The organism is Nocardioides abyssi, assembly GCF_030412915.1.
In the GTDB taxonomy this organism is placed as follows: domain Bacteria; phylum Actinomycetota; class Actinomycetes; order Propionibacteriales; family Nocardioidaceae; genus Nocardioides; species Nocardioides abyssi.
Genome location: NZ_JAUHJR010000009.1, coordinates 124,541 through 140,262, shown reverse-complemented (window position 1 = coordinate 140,262; position 15,722 = coordinate 124,541). Strand labels below are relative to the sequence as shown.

Sequence of the window (15,722 nt, the reverse complement as noted above, 5' to 3'; positions counted from 1 at the left end):
CTGGTGCAGCCCGGCCAGGAGGTCATCTGCGAGGCCTCCGCACACATCGCGCGCGCCGAGCTCGGCGCCCACGCGGCGTACTCCGGCATCACGATGCGCACCTGGTTCCACCCGCGCGGCCAGGTCGACCTGGCGATGCTGCGGCAGATGCACGCGCCCGACCTCGGCCCGTTCTTCGTGCGGACCGCGGCGATCTCGGTGGAGTGCACCCACAACTTCGCCGGTGGCGCGGTGCTCCCGATCGAGGACCTGCGCGACCTGCGCGAGCTGGCCACCGCCGCCGGCTCGTCGGTCCACGTGGACGGTGCGCGGATCTGGAACGCCCACGTCGCGACCGGCACGCCGCTGGCGGAGTACGGCGCCGTGGCCGACGTCATGGCCGTGTGCCTCTCCAAGGGGCTCGGCGCCCCGGTCGGCTCGCTCACCCTCGGCTCCGCCGACGTCATCGCCGAGGCGCGCGTGTGGCGCAAGCGGATGGGCGGCGGCATGCGCCAGGTCGGCATCCTCGCCGCGGCCGGCCTGCACGCCCTCGACCACCACGTCGAGCGGCTCGCCGACGACCACGCCCACGCCCGGCTGCTCGCCGAGGCTTGCGGCGTCGACCCCGACGGCGTCGACACCAACATCGTGGTGGTCCCGCGCACCGACGCCCCCGACTTCGTGGCCCGCGCCGCCGAGGCCGGCGTCCGCGTCTCGATGGTCGGCCCGACCACCGTCCGGCTGGTCACCCACCTCGACGTGTCCCGCGAGGACGCCGAGAAGGCCGCCGCCGCGCTCGCCGCGCTGTAGTCAGCCGCCGGCGCCCGGAGTCGAGCCCGCGAGCGGTCAGCCCGGCAGGCCGACGACCGCCAGCTCGCTGATCGCGGTGTAGTCGCGACCGGCGCGGCCGGAGCCGGGGGAGGACACCTCGACCAGCCGCAGCCGCACGCGACGCGTGGTGATCGAGCCGACGTCGACGGCCTGCACGCGGCGCACCTCGTCGAGGGGTTGGCGGATCGCGGTGCCGTCGTCGAGGACCCACTCGACGGCGAGCACGCGGCGGTTGCCGGTGTACCAGTCGAGCACGCCGCCGCGAGGGCCGCGGGCGCGCTTGGCGTAGCCGTTGACGAGCCCGAGCCGGGTCACCGTGGTGGGGCCGTCGAGCTGCAGCACGAGCTGCGAGCCGGCGCCGTCGCCGCGCATCCGCCAGGTGGTGGTGCGGTCGCCGTCGACGAGGTTGCCGGCGTCGTACGCCGTGCGCGAGCCGTCGAGCCCCTGGCTCGGCGGGGCGGTGGCCGGGACGCGCACGCTCACCGAGCCGGTGACGTCCTCCGGCTCCCGCGGCTCGGGCTTGCGGCGCAGGTCGCCCCCGGAGGCGCGGGTCGGCTGCGGCGGGGTGGTCGGGGCGGTGCTCGTCGGTGGGGCGGACGGCTCTGCGGACTCCGCGACCGGAGCGGGGGCGGGCTCGTCGTCGGACCCGCCGAGGAGCAACGCGGCACCGAGCGCCGCGACCAGCACCAGCGCCGCCGCCCCGGCCACCCAGGGCAGCCACCCGCGGCGCCGGCCCGACGGCCCGGGTGGGGTGGGGGCCGGCGCCTCGTCGGCGTACAGCGGGAAGCGCGGGGCGGGCGGGACGTCCTTGACCGCCGGTCGCTCGGCGGTGTCGGTGCGCCAGTCCGAGAGGTCGGGCGCCTCGACCGGCCGGCCGCACGCGGGGCACGCCGGGCCGGGGCCCAGGCGCGCGCCGCAGGCGGTGCAGGTCTCCACGGGGGTCGAGGGTAGCGAGCGCCCGGCGGCCCGGCCCGCTCAGGCCGTGCGGGACAGCTCGCCGGCATCGACCCGGCCGACCGCGGACGGCAGCCGCCGCACCGCCTGGGCCAGCTCGCGCAGGTCCGCGCCGAGCAGGGCCTGCGGGCCGTCGCACAGCGCGGTCTCCGGCTCGGGGTGGACGTCGACGATGATCCCGTCGGCTCCCACCGCGATCGCGGCCCGCGAGAGCGGCACGACGAGGTCCTTGCGGCCCGCGGCGTGCGACGGGTCGACGATGACCGGCAGGTGGCTGGTCGCCTGCACGACCGGCACCGCGGAGATGTCGAGGGTGTTGCGGGTCGCCGGCTCGAAGGTGCGGATGCCGCGCTCGCACAGGACGACGTCGAGGTTGCCGCGCTGGGCGATGTACTCCGCCGCCATCAGCCACTCCTCGATCGTCGCGGTCATGCCGCGCTTGAGCAGCACCGGCTTGCCGGCCTCGCCGACGGCCTGCAGCAGGCCGAAGTTGGCCATGTTGCGGGTGCCGACCTGGAGCATGTCGGCGTGCTCGGCGACGACGGCGACGTCGCGGGCGTCGACGACCTCGGTGACGACCGGCAGGCCCGTGGCCCGCCCGACGTCGGCCAGGATCTCCAAGCCGCGGACGCCGAGGCCCTGGAAGGCGTACGGCGAGGTGCGCGGCTTGTAGGCGCCTCCCCGCAGGATCGTGGCGCCGGCGCCCTTGGCCATCTGCGCGGCGGCGAGGGTCTGCTCGGGGGTCTCGACGGCGCACGGGCCGGCCAGGAAGGTGAACGAGTCCGGCCCGATCGGCACCTGGCGGCCGGCCGGCCCGACCCAGACCGTGCTCCGGTCGGGGTGGTGCTGGCGGCTGACCAGCTTGTAGGGGTCGGAGATCCGGTGGACGTCCGCGACGCCGCGCAGCGTGCGCAGGTTCAGGTGGTGGAAGGACTCGAGGTCACCGACCAGGCCGATGATGGTGCGGACGACGCCCTTGCTGACGAAGGCCTCGCCTCCGACGCCCTCCACGCGGGCGACGACGGCGGCGACGTCCTCTTCGGTGGCGTTCGGGGACATGACGACGACCATGGTGTTCCTCTTTCTCGGTTCGACCTCGGCCCCGGGACGACGAAACGCCCCACGGCCGGAGGCCGGGGGCGTTGGACGGTGTGCGGCGTGCCTAGGACAGGACGGCCGGCACGGGGGCTCCCGGCAGGCATCCAAAGACATAGGTCCACGTCACGAGCAGGAACCTACCGAGGACCACCGACGGCCCGGGGCCTCTTCCACGATGTGGGACCAGCCGGGACCAGCCCGAGGTCAGACGGCCAGGTGCTGGACCTCGCCCTCCACCTTGCGGCGGGGGAGCGCCTCGACGACCAGCATCGCGGCGAGCACCATCAGCCCGCCGAGCGCCATCCGGCCGGTCAGCGACTCCCCACCCAGCAGCACCGCGAAGAACGCCGCGAAGACCGGCTCCATGCTCATGATGATCGCCGTGCGGGTCGGCGGCAGGTGCGCCTGCGCCCAGGTCTGGCCGATCAGCGCCAGTGCGCCGGCGAAGAGCGCCATGTAGAGCACCGACAGCCAGTCCGCGGTGGTCGGCGGCAGCACGATCCCGTCGGGCGCGGTCGCGACCAGGCAGATGACCGCGATGACCAGCAGCTGTACCACCGACATGCCGAGCGCCTCGCGAGCGTTCGACCACGCGCCGAGCCCCACGATGTGCAGCGCGTAGAGGACGGCGCTGACCAGGGTGATCGCCTCGCCATACCCGACCGCGACGCCGTCCAGGGTCAGCACCGCGAGCCCGCCGGTGGCCAGCGCGACCGCGGCCCAGGTCAGCGGGGTCGTGCGGGAGCGGAGCAGCAGCGCCGCGAGCACGGGGGTGAGGACGACGTACATGCCGGTGATGAACCCCGACACCGATGCCGCCGTGTGCGCCAGTCCTGCCGTCTGCAGGATCTGGGCGACGCCGTAGACGCCGCCCAGCACGACCGCGCGACGCCGCGAGGCCGCCGAGAGCCGCAGCACCGCACGGGGCGCCACGACCAGCATCACCAGCCCGGCGATCGCGAAGCGCACCGCCAGGAAGTCCAGCGTGGGCACCCGCTCGAGCAGGTCCTTGATGAGGAAGAACGTGCTGCCCCAGCAGGCCGTCATGGCCAGCAGGGCGCCGGTGGCGAGCAGGGAGGTACGCCGGTCGCCCACCCCGGCCGCCGGCCGACCGGTCAACCGAGCGCCTTGGCGCGGAGCTCCTGCAGCACCTGCACGTCCCCGCCGACCTCCCGCGAGCCGGGCGTCTCGGCGATGAACGGCACGCCCGCGGTCGCGGGGTGGCGGAACAGCTCGAGGAACGGGTCCATGCCGATGTGGCCGTCGCCGATGCTCTGGTGGCGGTCCTTGAAGGCGCCGCGCACGTCCATCGAGTCATTGGCGTGGACCAGGCGCAGCCGGCCCTCGCCCGCCACCTCGACGAGCCGGTCGAGGGTCGCGGTCGCGCCGCCCGGCTCGTCGAGCGGCGCCCCGGCGGCGAAGACGTGGCAGGTGTCGAGGCAGACGCCGACCCTGGGGTGGCGGTCGAGCGCGTCGAGGTACGCCGCGAGGTCGTCCACCCCCGCGCAGAGCGAGCGGCCCTGGCCGGCGGTCGGCTCGAGCAGCAGCCAGGGTCCGTCGTCCGGGAGCGCCTCGAGCAGCGGCAGCAGGCCGTCGCGGACCTGGCGCAGCGCGGCGTCGTACCGCTCACTGGTGTCGTCGGGCGCGACGTACGACCCGGTGTGCACGACGACGCCCTCGGCGCCGACCTCGGCGGCCCGGCGGAGGTTGTGGGCGACGCTGGCGACCGACCGCTCAAAGGTGAGCGGGGTGGGGGAGCCGGGGTTGACGAGGTACGGCGCGTGGACGAACACCCGCGTGCCGCGCTCGGCCGTCGCGGCCCGGAACGTCGCGTCCTCGGCCGGCTTGCCGGGGCTCAGCGCCCAGCCGCGGGGGTTGCCGCAGAAGACCTGGAACGCCTCGCAGCCGAGCTCGTCGGCCGAGGCCAGCGCCCCGGCCACCAGGCCCTTGCCGACCGTGACGTGGGTGCCGACGGGGTTGCGGGCGGCGAGCTGGGCGGGGTCGAGCACCAGCGGAGGGTACCCGCTCAGATGAGCGTCAGCGTGATCGTGGAGCCCCTGGGGACGCGGTCGCCGGAGCCGGGGCTCTGCGAGAAGACGTAGCCCAGCCCGAGGTAGCCCGCGGCCCTGCGCGTCTCCACCTCGAAGCCGAGCGCCTCGAGCTCGTCACGCGCCGCGTCGACCCCGGACGCGCGCACGTTGGGCACCTCGACCAGCTCGGGCCCGAGGGACACCACGAGCTCGACGGTGTCGCCCTTGAAGAGGGTCGCGCCGACCGGGTCCTGGCTGATCACGTCGCCCTCGGCGACGTCGTCGGAGTACTCCTCGTCGGTCACCTCGACGACCAGGCCCTGGGCCTCCATCCGCTCCCGCGCGGTGCCGGCGTCCTCGCCGGTCCAGTCCTTGACCTTGATCGGCTTGCGGCCTTTGGAGACGACCAGGTCGACGACCGCGCCGGGCCGCAGGGTCGTGCCGGGCTTGGGGTCGCTGGCCATGACGATGCCTTCGGGGACGTCCTCGGACCACCGCTGGGTGGAGCCGCCGAACTCCAGCTTCAGCTCGGCGAGCGCGTCCTGCGCCTCGTCCTCGGTCATCCCGCGCAGCTTCGGGACGTCGTAGAGCTCCTCGCCCTTGCTGATCGTGACGGTCACGGTGCCGCCGTCGAGCACGCGGTCGCCGGCGGCCGGGTCGGTGGACATCACCTCGCCGGCGGGCACCGTGCGGGAGAAGGCCCGCGGCCCGACCTCCGCCTCGAGGCCGGCCGCCTCGATCCGCTCGACCGCGGCGGCGCGGTCCAGCCCGATGACGCCGGGCGTGGTCGTCCAGCGCGCGAACCCGAACCACCACGCGCCCGTCCCGATGCCCGCCGCCAGCAGCAGCGCGAGCACGAGGGCCAGCAGGCCCCTGCGGGAGCGACGGGTACGCCGCGGCGCCGGCGGGGCCGCTGCGCCGACCGGGACCTGCACGGTCCGGGTGTGCTCGGTCGGGGGCGGCGCGGTCGGCGAGCCGGCGCCCGACGGGGCCAGCAGGGCCGCCATCTCGCCGCTGTCCCACGGGTCCGCGGCCGTGTCCCCGCGGCGCGCGACCGCGGGCGGGACCTCGGTGGGCCGCAGCAACGGCCTGGTCAGCTCGCCGGTGTCGCCGCCGACCGCCCCCGAGGCGTCGCCAGCGTCGTCAGGGTCGGCTGCGTCGCCAGTGTCGGTCCCGTCGGTCGTGTCCGGCGCGGGCGGGCGCGGCATCAGGTCGGCCACCAGGTCCGGGTCCTCCCGGACCCCGGTCACCACCGCGGTGCTCACCCGGCGCAGCTGGTGGAGGAGCACGCCGGCGTCGGCGGGCCGCTGGCCGCGGTCGCGGGCCGTCGCGCGGGCGACCAGCGCGTCGACGTACGCCGGCAGGCCGGGGACGAGGGTCGAGGGGAGCGGCACGTCCTCGTGCACGTGCTTGTAGGCCACCTGGATCGGGGACTCGCCCTCGTGCGGCTTGCGGCCGGTGAGCAGCTCGAAGAGCAGCACGCCGGCGGCGTACACGTCGGCGCGGGCGTCGGCGCGGCCGTCGACCACGAGCTCGGGCGCGAGGTAGGAGACGGTGCCGATGAGCACGCCGCCGGTCGCGGTGTGCTGGGTGTCGGCGCTGACGGCCTTGGCCAGGCCGAAGTCGGCGACCTTGACCTGGCCCTCGTCGGAGATGAGGACGTTCTCGGGCTTGACGTCGCGGTGGATCAGCCCGGCGCGGTGGGCGGCGGCCAGGGCGGAGAGCACCGGCTCGAGGAGCGCGAGCGCGCGGGCCGGCGGCATCGGGCTCTCCTTGGCGATGACGTCGCGCAGCGTGTGGCCGGCGACCAGCTCCATCGCCAGGAACACCACGCCGTCGTCGGCGCCCTGGTCGTGGACCGCGACGACGTTGGGGTGGGAGAGCCGGGCCGCTGCGCGCGCCTCGCGCACGAAGCGCGCGGCGAACTCCTCGTCGTCACCCAGCCCGGGGTGCATGACCTTGATCGCCACCGTCCGGTCCAGCCGGATGTCGGTGGCCTCGTGCACGCTGGCCATGCCGCCGCGGGCGATGCGCGGACCGACGCGGTAGCGGCCGTCGAGGAGCCGGCCCTCGAGCCGCCGGCCGTCGTTGCGCGCGGCGCCGGAGGGGTCGGCCGAGGGCTCGTCCGCGCCCGACCGGGCATGACGATCTGGCGTCACGGCGACCCTCCTGCGTGCCGGAGGGGGAAGTCCCCGGCGGGGACATCGTACGAAAGCCGCGCCCTCCGGGCCCGCGCGGCCGCCACCCGGCGTGGCGCGGAGGCGCCGCCGCGGGTGGGAGGATGGACCCATGACCGACGACATCCCGCTCGCCGACCACGACCTCGCGGCCCTGGTGCCCGAGTGGATCGACTGGGCCGAGGCCGCGCGCCAGCTAGGCGTCACCGTCGCCAAGGTCCGCACGATGATCCGCGACCACGAGCTCGCCGCCGCGGTGCCCTCGCCGGGCGCCGGCCAGCAGGTGCCGGCCGGGTTCATCCAGGACGGGTTCCCCGTCAAGGGCCTGCCGGGACTGCTGACGGTGCTGCACGACGGTGGGTACGACGACCGCGAGTGCATCGCCTGGCTCCACCTCGACCAGGACCTGCCCGGCCGCCCGATCGACGCCCTGCGCGAGAACCGCGGGGCGGAGGTCAAGCGCCGCGCGCAGGCGATGGCCTTCTGAGCACGCTGGCCCGCCGGTGCGCCTGAGCCCCCGCACCCGGGCGATCGGCTCGCTGGTCGTCGTCGTCCTGCTCGTCGTCCTCGGCGCGCTGCTCACCGGTGGCGAGGACGCCCCGGCGCCCGACCGCGCCGCGGACCGGGCCGGCTCGTCCGGCTCGTCCGGCTCGTCCGGCCTGCCCACCGTCGAGCTGGCGGACCTGCCGGCCGAGGCGCGGCGCACGGTCGACCTCATCGAGCGCGGCGGGCCGTTCCCCGAGCCCGACCACGACGGCACCGTCTTCCACAACTACGAGGGCCTGCTGCCCGAGCAGGAGGACGGCTACTACCGGGAGTACACCGTCCCGACGCCCGGCCTCAGCCACCGCGGGCCGCGCCGGATCGTCGAGGGCGAGCCGCGCGAGTGGTACTGGACCGACGACCACTACGCCTCCTTCGCCGAGGTCCTCCCGTGAGCCCGCCCGACGACCTGCCCGGCGACCTGCTGGCCGACGTCCTCGCGGGCCGGGTGCCGCCGGCCGCCCACCTCTGGGACCCGGCGTACGACGTCGCGGCGCTCCGGGCGACCGTCGAGCGCGCCGGCTGGCGCTTCCTGCACCTCGACGCCTCGCCCGACCCCACCCGCGCCGGGACCCTCGAGGCGCTCGGCGAGGTGCTCGCCCTCCCGCGCTGGTGGGGCCGCAACCTCGACGCCCTCGCCGACTCCCTGCGGGACGTGGCGGCCGACCCGGCCGGCGACCGGACCGTCCTGCTGTGGGACGGCTGGGCCGCCCTCGCCGCCGACAACCCCCGCACCCTGGACGTCGTCCTGCGCCTGCTCACCGGCGCCGGCCTGACCGTCCTCCTCAGCGGCCCGTTGTCCACAGGTCCGGGACCGTCGGACCGGTAGTCCGTGACGTTCGGCAGGTGGATCGGGCCGAATCTCCCTGCCGATCGTCACGGACTACAGCGGCGCCCGGACGGGAGGCCCGACCAACCGGCGACGCCCGGACGGGCGGTAGACGTTCAGACGGTGCGCTGGGTGGCGGCGTCGGCGAGCGCGCGGAGGGCGTCGCGGGCGGCGGGCTCGACGGTGGCCCGGTCCAACGCGGCGACGGCGAGGTCGGAGAGCTGCTCGATGACCGCCTCGACCTGGGCGCGGGCGCCGGAGGAGTCGATGACCTCGCGGAGCCGGGCGACGGCGGCCTCGTCCAGCGGCGTGCCGAGGGAGCGGTCGAGCAGGGCGGCCTCGGCGGCGGGGGCGGCGTCGAGCGCGAGCGCGACGAGGACGGTGCGCTTGCCCTCGACCAGGTCGTCGCCGGCCGGCTTGCCGGTGGTGGCCGGGTCACCGAAGACGCCGAGCAGGTCGTCGCGGAGCTGGAAGGCCTCGCCGAGCGGCAGGCCGAAGGCCGAGAGGGCGTCCAGCGCAGCCGCGTCGGCCCCGGCGAGCGCGGCACCGATGTGGAGCGGGCGCTCGATGGAGTACTTCGCGGACTTGTAGCGCAGCACGGTCATCGCGGTCTCGACGTCCGCGCGGCCCCGGGCCTGGACGGAGACGTCGAGGAACTGGCCGGCCACGACCTCGGACCGGCACAGGTCGAAGACCTCGAGCGCGGGCGCCACCTGGGCAAGCGGCAGGCCGCAGCGGCGCAGCAGCTCGTCGGCCCAGCTCAGGAGCATGTCGCCGAGGAGGATGGCCGCGGCCGCGCCGTACTGCTCGGGGTCGCCGGTCCAGCCCGACGCCCGGTGCTCGGACTCGAGCTGGCGGTGCGTGGCGGGCCGGCCGCGCCGGGTGTCGGAGGCGTCCATGAGGTCGTCGTGCACCAGCGCGCTGGCGTGCAGCAGCTCGAGCGCGGCGCAGGCACGGACCAGCGCCTCCTCGTCGGCCGCGGGGGCGACGGCGAGGTGGCCCCACCAGCAGAACGCCGCGCGGAACCGCTTGCCGCCGCGCACGGTGGTGCGCGCCTCGGCGATGAGCCGCTCCGCGTCGGGCCCGAGCGGCGCGAGCCGGGCCAGCTGCTGGTCGAGGAACCCGTCGAGGGCTCGCTGGACCCGGTCGCGGAAGTCGTCGCTGTCCCAGCCGCTGCCCGTCACGCCGTCGAGACTAGCCAGTGCCTGCTGCGTGGACGGATGCCGACCCACGGGGCCGCCGACCGTACGCTTCGCGCATGGTGACCGGACCTGGACGCTCGCTGGGGGAGATGATCCGCGCGGGCGGGAAGTCGTTCTCGTTCGAGTTCTTCCCCCCGAAGGACGACGCCGGCGAGGAGCAGCTCTGGGAGGCCATCCGCGCCCTCGAGCCCTACCGCCCCACCTTCGTGTCGGTGACGTACGGCGCCGGGGGCTCGACCCGCGACTCGACCGTCCGGGTGACCGGCCGGATCGCGCGCGAGACGTCGATGATCCCGATGGCCCACCTGACCTGCGTCGGCCACACCCGTGCGGAGCTCGAGTCGATCCTCGACGCCTACCACGAGGCCGGTGTGCACCACGTGATGGCGCTGCGGGGCGACCCGGCCGAGGGGCCGCGGGCGGCGTGGACCTCGACCGAGGGCGGGCTGACCTACGCGACCGAGCTGGTCGAGCTGGCGCGCTCGCGCGGTGACTTCCGCGTCGGCGTCGCAGCCTTCCCGGAGGGTCACCCCACCGCGGAGTCGCTCGACCACGACGCCGACGTGCTCGTCGCGAAGGCCCGGGCCGGCGCGGAGTTCGCCGTGACCCAGATGTTCTTCCGCGCCGCCGACTACTTCGGCCTGGTGGCGCGGGTGCGCGACCGCGGCGTGGACATCCCGATCCTCCCGGGGATCATGCCGATCCTGAACCTCGCGGCCATCCGTCGGCAGGGCGAGCTGATCGGCGCCGACGTGCCCGACGAGGTGGTTCGCCGGATCGCCGCTCACGACGGCGACGCGGCCGCGGTCCGCACCGAGGGCATCGCGGTGGCGGCCGAGCTGTGCGAGGAGCTGCTGGCCGGCGGCGCGCCCGGCCTGCACTTCTACACGCTCAACCGCTCCCGCGCGACGCTGGAGATCTTCGACCGGCTCAACGTCTCGGCCTGATCCTCAGGCCGGGCCGACGGCCTGGGCGACGAGCGCGGCCGACAGCCCGACGTACGGCAGCCCGGCGCCCGGCGTCGCGTGCGCCCCGGCGGCGTAGACGCCCGCGACGGGCGTCGTCGGCCCGAGCCGCTGGCGCACGGTCGCGCGGCCCTGCCACAGCACGCCCAGGGGCGAGCCGCCCCACGCCTCGACGAGGTCGCGCGGGGTCCGGTCGACCCGCGTGACGACCTGCGCGCGGACGTCGATGCCGTCCCGGGCCAGCGCGCGCAGCATGTCCTCGGCGAGCTTGCCGCGGCCGTGCACGGTCCACGCGCTGGCACCCGACGGGGCGCGCCCACCGGGGCGGACGACCAGCAGCGGGTCACCGTGCAGCACCAGCTCGTGGCGCAGGTCCGGCACGTCGCCCTCGAGCCCGAGGTGGGCCACGACCGGCGGGATCGCCGGCATCGTGCGGGCGACCAGCGGCGCGAGGGCCGGCAGCAGGCGAGGGTCGACCGCGACGACCACGACGTCGGCGTCGACCTGCTCGGCGCCGAGGTCCACCGCGACGACCCGCCCCTCGCGCACGACGAGGTCGCGGGCAGTGGTGCCGGTGCGCACGGTCACGCCGCGGGTCGTCATCCGGGCGGCCAGGGCCTCGGCGAGCCGGGCCATGCCGCCCTGCACCGTCCACGCGCCGAAGCGCTGCTCGACGTACGCCGTCACGCCGGCCCAGGCGGGCACGTTGCGCAGGTCGTGGCCCTCGGCGACCGCCGGGTGGCCGGCGACGAGCGCGAGCCGCTCGTCGCGGAACGTCCTGCGCAGGCGCTTGTGCAGCGTCTGCCGGTCGTCGAGCACCGCGGACAGCGGGCGGGAGGGGGAGCGGGGGTCCCAGGGCACCTCGAGGTACTCGCGGCGCAGCGTCTCCCACACGTCGGTGTAGGACGCGACGTGGTCGACCCAGCGCTGCCCGAGCCCTGGTGCGAGGTCGTCGAAGGCGGCGACCTGCGCGCCGCGGCCGGAGGGCACGGTCACGGCGGTGCCGTCGACGAACCGGTGCTCGCGCACCACGTCGAGCGGCTCCAGCTCCAGCTCGCGCTCGACCGGGCGGCCGCTCTTGCGGAAGAGGTCGCGCACCACCGCGGGCAGCGTGGTCCAGGTCGGGCCGGCGTCCCACGCGAAGCCGTCGGCCTCGACCGTGCCGAGCGCGCCGCCGAGGGTCGCGGACCGCTCCAGCAGCGTCACCTCGTGCCCGAGCTTCGCGAGCCGCGCCGCGGACGCGAGACCGGCGAACCCGCCCCCGACGACCACCACCCGTGCCACGGGCTCGACCCTAGGGGGCCGCGCCGACACCGCCGCCGGGCGGGGCGGGTCGCGATCGCCATCGGCGCCAGCCGCGCCGGACCAGCCGCGCGACGAGGTACAGCACGACCAGCCCGCCGACCAGCAGCACCGCCGCCACGGCCGCCGCCGCGCGCGGGTGCTCGATCGCGAACCAGACCACCGCCAGGACCGCGACGTCCTCGGTGACGCTGGCCAGCACGTTGCTGACCGGCTCCGGGGAGGTGTTGATCGCCAGCCGGCCGCCGGCCTTCGCCAGGTGCGAGAGCAGGGCGGTGCCGCCGCCGACCGTGCCGAGCACCGCCTGGTCGAGGGTCTGGGCGTCGCCGGCCAGCAGCACGCCGACCACCGCGCCGACCGTGGGCCGCACCGCCGTCGAGACGGCGTCCCACGTGGAGTCGACGTACGGGATCTTGTCGGCGACGAGCTCGACGAGGAAGAGCACGCCGGCCACCGCCAGCACGTCCCACCGACCCAGCGGGTCGGGCACCTGCTCCAGGTCACCGACGCGGTCGGCGACACCGAGGACGAGCACGACCAGGTAGGCGTTGACGCCGCTTGCCCAGCCGCTGGAGAACGCCAGCGCGAGCGACTCCACGGCGTCTCCTCAGCCCCGGTCGATGACGCGGCCGAGCGACTCCGGGTCGCGCCCGACGACGGTCAGTCCGTCGGAGGCGGTCAGGATCGGTCGCTGGATCGCGCGCGGGGCCTCGGCGAGCGCCTCGAGCCAGGCCTGCCGCGCCGACGGCTCGCGGGGCAGGTCGATGCCGGCCTCCCGCGCCTCCTTCGGCCGGGCGACGTCCCACGGCTCGAGGCCGAGCCGGGCCACGACCTCGGCCAGCTCGGCCGCGGTCGGCGGGTCGTCGAGGTAGCGGCGCACGGTGTAGTCGGCGCCCGCGGCGTCCAGCTCCGCGACGGCGGTGCGGCACTTGGAGCAGGCGGGGTTGAGCCAGATCTCGATGGCCACGGTCACTCCACGTCGATCTCGGGGGCGCCGGTCATGGCCCGCAGCTCGTCGTACGTCGTGGAGAACACCGCCGCCGGGTGCCCGGCCGCGGCCCAGACCACCGGGTGCTGCTGCAGCCAGCGGTCGAGGTACGTCGGCACGGGCGCCGGGTGCCCGATGGGGGAGACCCCGCCGATGACCTGGCCGGTCGCCGAGCGGACCAGCTCGGGGGTGGCCCGGCGCAGGCGCGCCACCCCGACCGTCGCCGCGACCTTGCCGGTGTCGACCCGGTGCGCGCCGGAGGTCAGCACCAGCAGCGGCTCGCCGTCGGCCTCGAACAGCAGGCTGTTGGCGATGGCGCCGACCTCGCAGCCGAGGGCCTCGGCGGCCAGTGCGGCGGTGTGCACCGAGTCGGGCAGAATGACGACGTCGCCGGTGCCGCCGCGTCGTGCGTGCTCCTCGCGGAAGCGCGTGATCGAGGGGTGCTCGCTCGCCATGGCGCGACCCTAGGGCACCGCACCGACGTCCGGCCCAGCCCCCGCGAGACCCGCCGCCCCGAGGAGCACCCATGACGACCCAGCCCACGACGGCCCGCCCGACGACCGAGCGGCCCGCGTCGGTGCGGCGTGCGGTGCGGCTGCTCGCGGTGCTGGTCGCCCTGGCCGCGCTCACCGCGGTGCTCACCGTCCTGCTGCGCGACGACCTCCTCGACTCCTGGTCCGCCGGTCATCCGGTGGACGCCGACATCCAGCAGCCGGCCTTCGTCCCGGTCGCGATCGTCCTGCTCATCACCTTCGTCGGCCTGGTCGGCACGCTCGTGCCCTTCCTGGTCGGCGGCGCCAACTGGGCGCGGCACGCGCTGGCCGCGGTCGTGCTGATGGCAGCGATCGCCACCCTGGCCGGGCTGCGCACCGAGCCCCCCGCCCCGTTCGTGGTCGCGGCCCTGGTCTCGCTCGTCGTCGACGCCGGCATCCTCGCGTCGCTGTGGAGCCCGGCCACGAGCGCGTTCATGCGCGGCGCCCAGGCGTTCGTGCGCGACAGGGACTGAGCCCCGGCCGCTCCTCCACACCGTCCACCGGCGGGTCTTGACGACCTGTCGGTGCCGAGGTGTACCTTCGTCTCGTTCGAACAGATGTTCGATCGACCCGGCGGGGGCGACCTCGACCCCCGTCCCCGCCGGGTGCGCCACGTCGTCAGGCGCGGCGCAGCACGGACCGGGGTCGGAGGGGTCGACGGATCCGGGTGGGAGCCCGAGGAGCGAGGCGAGCGTGACGCAGTACGACGACCCCGTCGAGGTGCGGACCGGCACGGGCGGGCTGGAGGGTCCGGCCCAGTTCCTGTGGCGCGGACGGTTGTGGAAGGTGCGCCAGGTCCTCGACCGGCGCAGCCAGGAGCTGCCGCGGCGCGAGGTGTGGCGCGTCGCCGCCGGGCGTGGGCGCTTCGACCAGCACAGCGGCACGGACAGCAGCACGGACGGAAGCACGGACAGCAGCACGGACGGGAGCGCGGTCGGCGTGCCGGTCCACGGTGGCGTCTTCGACCTCGTCCACGACCTGCCCGCCGGTCGCTGGCAGCTGCAGGCCGCGGGGGCGGGGGAGTGAGCGCCGTGCGGCACGTTCCCGAGCAGCCCAACCCCTACGCCCTGCCGGCCACGACCCACGCCTACCTCTCCCGGGCGGCGGAGTCCCTGAGCGAGGCGATCGCCGCCTCGGAGGTGACCGAGCGCTACGCCCACGCCCACGTGGCGGCGCTGCGCGCGGCCGCGGCCCTGCTGGCCGCCCGGGCCCGGCCGGCACCGGCGCGGCGGCGTCCGCAGAAGAACGCCTGGGTCCTCCTCGTGGAGGTCGCGCCCGAGCTCGAGGAGTGGGCGCGGTTCTTCGCCGCCGGGGCCGGCAAGCGGGCGGCGGCGGAGGCCGGTTCGCGGCGAGCGGTGAGCGAGCGCGAGGCCGACGACCTCGTGCGCGACGCCGACCGGTTCCTCGGTGTGGTCGAGCACGCGCTCGGCCTCGTGCCGCACGCGCCGGTGCAGGTCCACGTCGTGCGACGGGTCGGGTGAGCCGGGCGTGCCAGGTCGACGCCGAGCCCTAGGCTGGGCGCCATGCCAGTTCCCGAGCGGCCCAGCGATCGGCCCAGCGACCGGCCCAGCGAACGACGCGCCGCGGCCCGGATGGCGGTCGTCTGGGGCGCCCTCGGTCCGGTGCTCGACGGGGGACCGCTCGACGTCCTCGACATCGGGGGCGGCACCGGCGGCTTCGCCGTCCGGGTCGCCCAGCTCGGGCACCGGGTCACCGTCGTCGACCCGAGCCCGGACGCCCTGGCCTCGCTCGACCGCCGTGCCCGCGAGCGCGGGGTCGAGGTGGCCGCCCACCAGGGCGACCTGGCGGGGCTCGCGGAGGTCGTCGGGGCCGACGCCGCCGACGTCGTCCTGTGTCACGGCGTGCTCGAGGTCGTCGCCGACCCGGCGGCCGCGCTCGGTGCGCTCCGCTCCGTGCTGCGGCCGGGCGGCGCGCTCAGCCTGCTGGTCGCCCAGCGGCACGCGGCGGTCGTCGCGCGGGCGATGGCCGGCCACTTCGGCCAGGCGCTCGCCCTGCTCGAGGACGAGCCGGGTGCCGCGCCGGCCTCGGGCCGCTCGGGTCGTCGGTTCACCCGCGACGAGGTCGCGGGGCTGCTGGCCGACGCCGGCTTCGCGGTCGACGCCGTCCACGCGGTCCGGGTCTTCGCCGACCTCGTGCCCGGCTCGCTGCTCGACGCCGAGCCGGGAGCCGCGGCCGCGCTCGTCGAGCTCGAGCACGCCGTCGCGGACCGCGCCGAGTACCTCCCGCTCGCGACCCAGCTGCACCTGCTCGCCCGCTGACCTCGCTGACCT

Annotated in this window: 19 protein-coding genes; 9 read left to right on the top strand and 10 right to left on the bottom strand. The window is 76.0% G+C overall.

Annotated elements, in window-relative coordinates; translation table 11 throughout:
* Positions 1 to 789, top strand: a 789-nt coding sequence (locus QWY29_RS17730; RefSeq protein ID WP_300962457.1) for a threonine aldolase family protein, incomplete at its 5' end; no start/stop codon positions are given.
* A gap of 36 nt (positions 790 to 825) precedes the next feature.
* On the opposite strand, the gene QWY29_RS17725 is transcribed toward QWY29_RS17730, so the two are convergent.
* From QWY29_RS17725 to pknB, 5 genes are all read right to left on the bottom strand, one after another.
* The gene (locus tag QWY29_RS17725; protein ID WP_300962455.1) at positions 826 to 1,746 is read right to left on the bottom strand and encodes an NADase-type glycan-binding domain-containing protein; all 921 of its coding nucleotides are present in this window, start codon (positions 1,744 to 1,746) and stop codon (positions 826 to 828) included.
* Positions 1,747 to 1,785: 39 nt separating this feature from the next.
* Positions 1,786 to 2,823, bottom strand: coding sequence for a 3-deoxy-7-phosphoheptulonate synthase (aroF, locus tag QWY29_RS17720; protein WP_300962454.1), 1,038 nt, complete (start codon positions 2,821 to 2,823; stop codon positions 1,786 to 1,788).
* 243 nt (positions 2,824 to 3,066) lie between these two features.
* Positions 3,067 to 3,981 (bottom strand): DMT family transporter, encoded by a 915-nt coding sequence (locus tag QWY29_RS17715; RefSeq protein ID WP_300962453.1) that lies wholly within the window; start codon positions 3,979 to 3,981, stop codon positions 3,067 to 3,069.
* Positions 3,978 to 4,871, bottom strand: a complete 894-nt coding sequence (locus QWY29_RS17710; RefSeq protein WP_300962452.1) for a deoxyribonuclease IV — start codon at positions 4,869 to 4,871, stop codon at positions 3,978 to 3,980. The genes QWY29_RS17715 and QWY29_RS17710 overlap by 4 nt, the downstream gene beginning before the upstream one ends.
* A 17-nt stretch (positions 4,872 to 4,888) precedes the next feature.
* Positions 4,889 to 7,051, bottom strand: a complete 2,163-nt coding sequence (gene pknB, locus QWY29_RS17705; RefSeq protein ID WP_300962450.1) for a Stk1 family PASTA domain-containing Ser/Thr kinase — start codon at positions 7,049 to 7,051, stop codon at positions 4,889 to 4,891.
* Positions 7,052 to 7,181: 130 nt separating this feature from the next.
* Between pknB and QWY29_RS17700 the strand changes: the two genes are divergently transcribed.
* Genes QWY29_RS17700 through QWY29_RS17690 form a run of 3 tightly spaced genes read left to right on the top strand, consistent with a single transcriptional unit; the run spans position 7,182 to position 8,441 of the window.
* A complete protein-coding gene (locus tag QWY29_RS17700) occupies positions 7,182 to 7,556 on the top strand; it encodes an Rv2175c family DNA-binding protein (RefSeq protein WP_300962447.1) in 375 nt (124 codons plus the stop codon).
* Positions 7,557 to 7,572: 16 nt separating this feature from the next.
* A complete protein-coding gene (locus QWY29_RS17695) occupies positions 7,573 to 8,007 on the top strand; it encodes a guanyl-specific ribonuclease (RefSeq protein WP_300962446.1) in 435 nt (144 codons plus the stop codon).
* A complete protein-coding gene (locus tag QWY29_RS17690) occupies positions 8,004 to 8,441 on the top strand; it encodes a barstar family protein (RefSeq protein ID WP_300962445.1) in 438 nt (145 codons plus the stop codon). The genes QWY29_RS17695 and QWY29_RS17690 overlap by 4 nt, the downstream gene beginning before the upstream one ends.
* A gap of 116 nt (positions 8,442 to 8,557) precedes the next feature.
* On the opposite strand, the gene QWY29_RS17685 is transcribed toward QWY29_RS17690, so the two are convergent.
* Entirely contained in the window at positions 8,558 to 9,625 is a 1,068-nt protein-coding gene (locus QWY29_RS17685) for a polyprenyl synthetase family protein (protein WP_300962444.1), read from the bottom strand.
* Positions 9,626 to 9,699: 74 nt separating this feature from the next.
* Here QWY29_RS17685 and metF point away from each other — a divergent pair, with 74 nt between their 5' ends.
* Positions 9,700 to 10,590, top strand: a complete 891-nt coding sequence (metF, locus tag QWY29_RS17680; RefSeq protein WP_300962443.1) for a methylenetetrahydrofolate reductase [NAD(P)H] — start codon at positions 9,700 to 9,702, stop codon at positions 10,588 to 10,590.
* A gap of 3 nt (positions 10,591 to 10,593) precedes the next feature.
* Here the strand turns inward: metF and QWY29_RS17675 are convergent, their stop codons facing one another.
* Genes QWY29_RS17675 through QWY29_RS17660 form a run of 4 tightly spaced genes read right to left on the bottom strand, consistent with a single transcriptional unit; the run spans position 10,594 to position 13,353 of the window.
* On the bottom strand, positions 10,594 to 11,892 hold the full coding sequence (locus QWY29_RS17675) for a phytoene desaturase family protein (RefSeq protein WP_300962442.1): 1,299 nt from the start codon (positions 11,890 to 11,892) through the stop codon (positions 10,594 to 10,596).
* A 10-nt stretch (positions 11,893 to 11,902) separates the two neighbouring features.
* Complete coding sequence (locus QWY29_RS17670; RefSeq protein ID WP_300962440.1) at positions 11,903 to 12,508, bottom strand: DUF4126 domain-containing protein; 606 nt, start codon at positions 12,506 to 12,508, stop codon at positions 11,903 to 11,905.
* Positions 12,509 to 12,517: 9 nt separating this feature from the next.
* Positions 12,518 to 12,877 carry an ArsC/Spx/MgsR family protein gene (locus tag QWY29_RS17665; protein ID WP_300962439.1) on the bottom strand — a complete coding sequence of 120 codons (360 nt, stop codon included), beginning with the start codon at positions 12,875 to 12,877 and terminating at the stop codon, positions 12,518 to 12,520.
* 2 nt (positions 12,878 to 12,879) lie between these two features.
* Positions 12,880 to 13,353 carry a YbaK/EbsC family protein gene (locus tag QWY29_RS17660; protein ID WP_300962438.1) on the bottom strand — a complete coding sequence of 158 codons (474 nt, stop codon included), beginning with the start codon at positions 13,351 to 13,353 and terminating at the stop codon, positions 12,880 to 12,882.
* 71 nt (positions 13,354 to 13,424) lie between these two features.
* Here QWY29_RS17660 and QWY29_RS17655 point away from each other — a divergent pair, with 71 nt between their 5' ends.
* The 4 genes from QWY29_RS17655 (at position 13,425) to QWY29_RS17640 (ending at position 15,710) form a co-directional block, all read left to right on the top strand.
* Complete coding sequence (locus tag QWY29_RS17655; protein WP_300962436.1) at positions 13,425 to 13,904, top strand: hypothetical protein; 480 nt, start codon at positions 13,425 to 13,427, stop codon at positions 13,902 to 13,904.
* A gap of 220 nt (positions 13,905 to 14,124) precedes the next feature.
* Positions 14,125 to 14,457 (top strand): DUF6504 family protein, encoded by a 333-nt coding sequence (locus QWY29_RS17650; RefSeq protein WP_300962435.1) that lies wholly within the window; start codon positions 14,125 to 14,127, stop codon positions 14,455 to 14,457.
* A 5-nt stretch (positions 14,458 to 14,462) separates the two neighbouring features.
* Positions 14,463 to 14,912 (top strand): SAV_6107 family HEPN domain-containing protein, encoded by a 450-nt coding sequence (locus QWY29_RS17645; protein WP_300962434.1) that lies wholly within the window; start codon positions 14,463 to 14,465, stop codon positions 14,910 to 14,912.
* Between the two features lie 42 nt (positions 14,913 to 14,954).
* Positions 14,955 to 15,710: a methyltransferase domain-containing protein gene (locus QWY29_RS17640; protein ID WP_300962433.1), complete on the top strand. Its 756-nt coding sequence runs from the start codon at positions 14,955 to 14,957 to the stop codon at positions 15,708 to 15,710.
* Positions 15,711 to 15,722: the final 12 nt, after the last annotated feature.

What these genes read in the sequence shown, in the direction of transcription:
- aroF (WP_300962454.1), bottom strand. Translation starts at nt 2,823, where the DNA reads ATGTCCCCGAACGCCACCGAAGAGGACGTCGCCGCCGTCGTCGCCCGC.
- QWY29_RS17700 (WP_300962447.1), top strand. Translation starts at nt 7,182, where the DNA reads ATGACCGACGACATCCCGCTCGCCGACCACGACCTCGCGGCCCTGGTG.
- metF (WP_300962443.1), top strand. Translation starts at nt 9,700, where the DNA reads ATGGTGACCGGACCTGGACGCTCGCTGGGGGAGATGATCCGCGCGGGC.
- QWY29_RS17660 (WP_300962438.1), bottom strand. Translation starts at nt 13,353, where the DNA reads ATGGCGAGCGAGCACCCCTCGATCACGCGCTTCCGCGAGGAGCACGCA.
- QWY29_RS17655 (WP_300962436.1), top strand. Translation starts at nt 13,425, where the DNA reads ATGACGACCCAGCCCACGACGGCCCGCCCGACGACCGAGCGGCCCGCG.
- QWY29_RS17640 (WP_300962433.1), top strand. Translation starts at nt 14,955, where the DNA reads ATGCCAGTTCCCGAGCGGCCCAGCGATCGGCCCAGCGACCGGCCCAGC.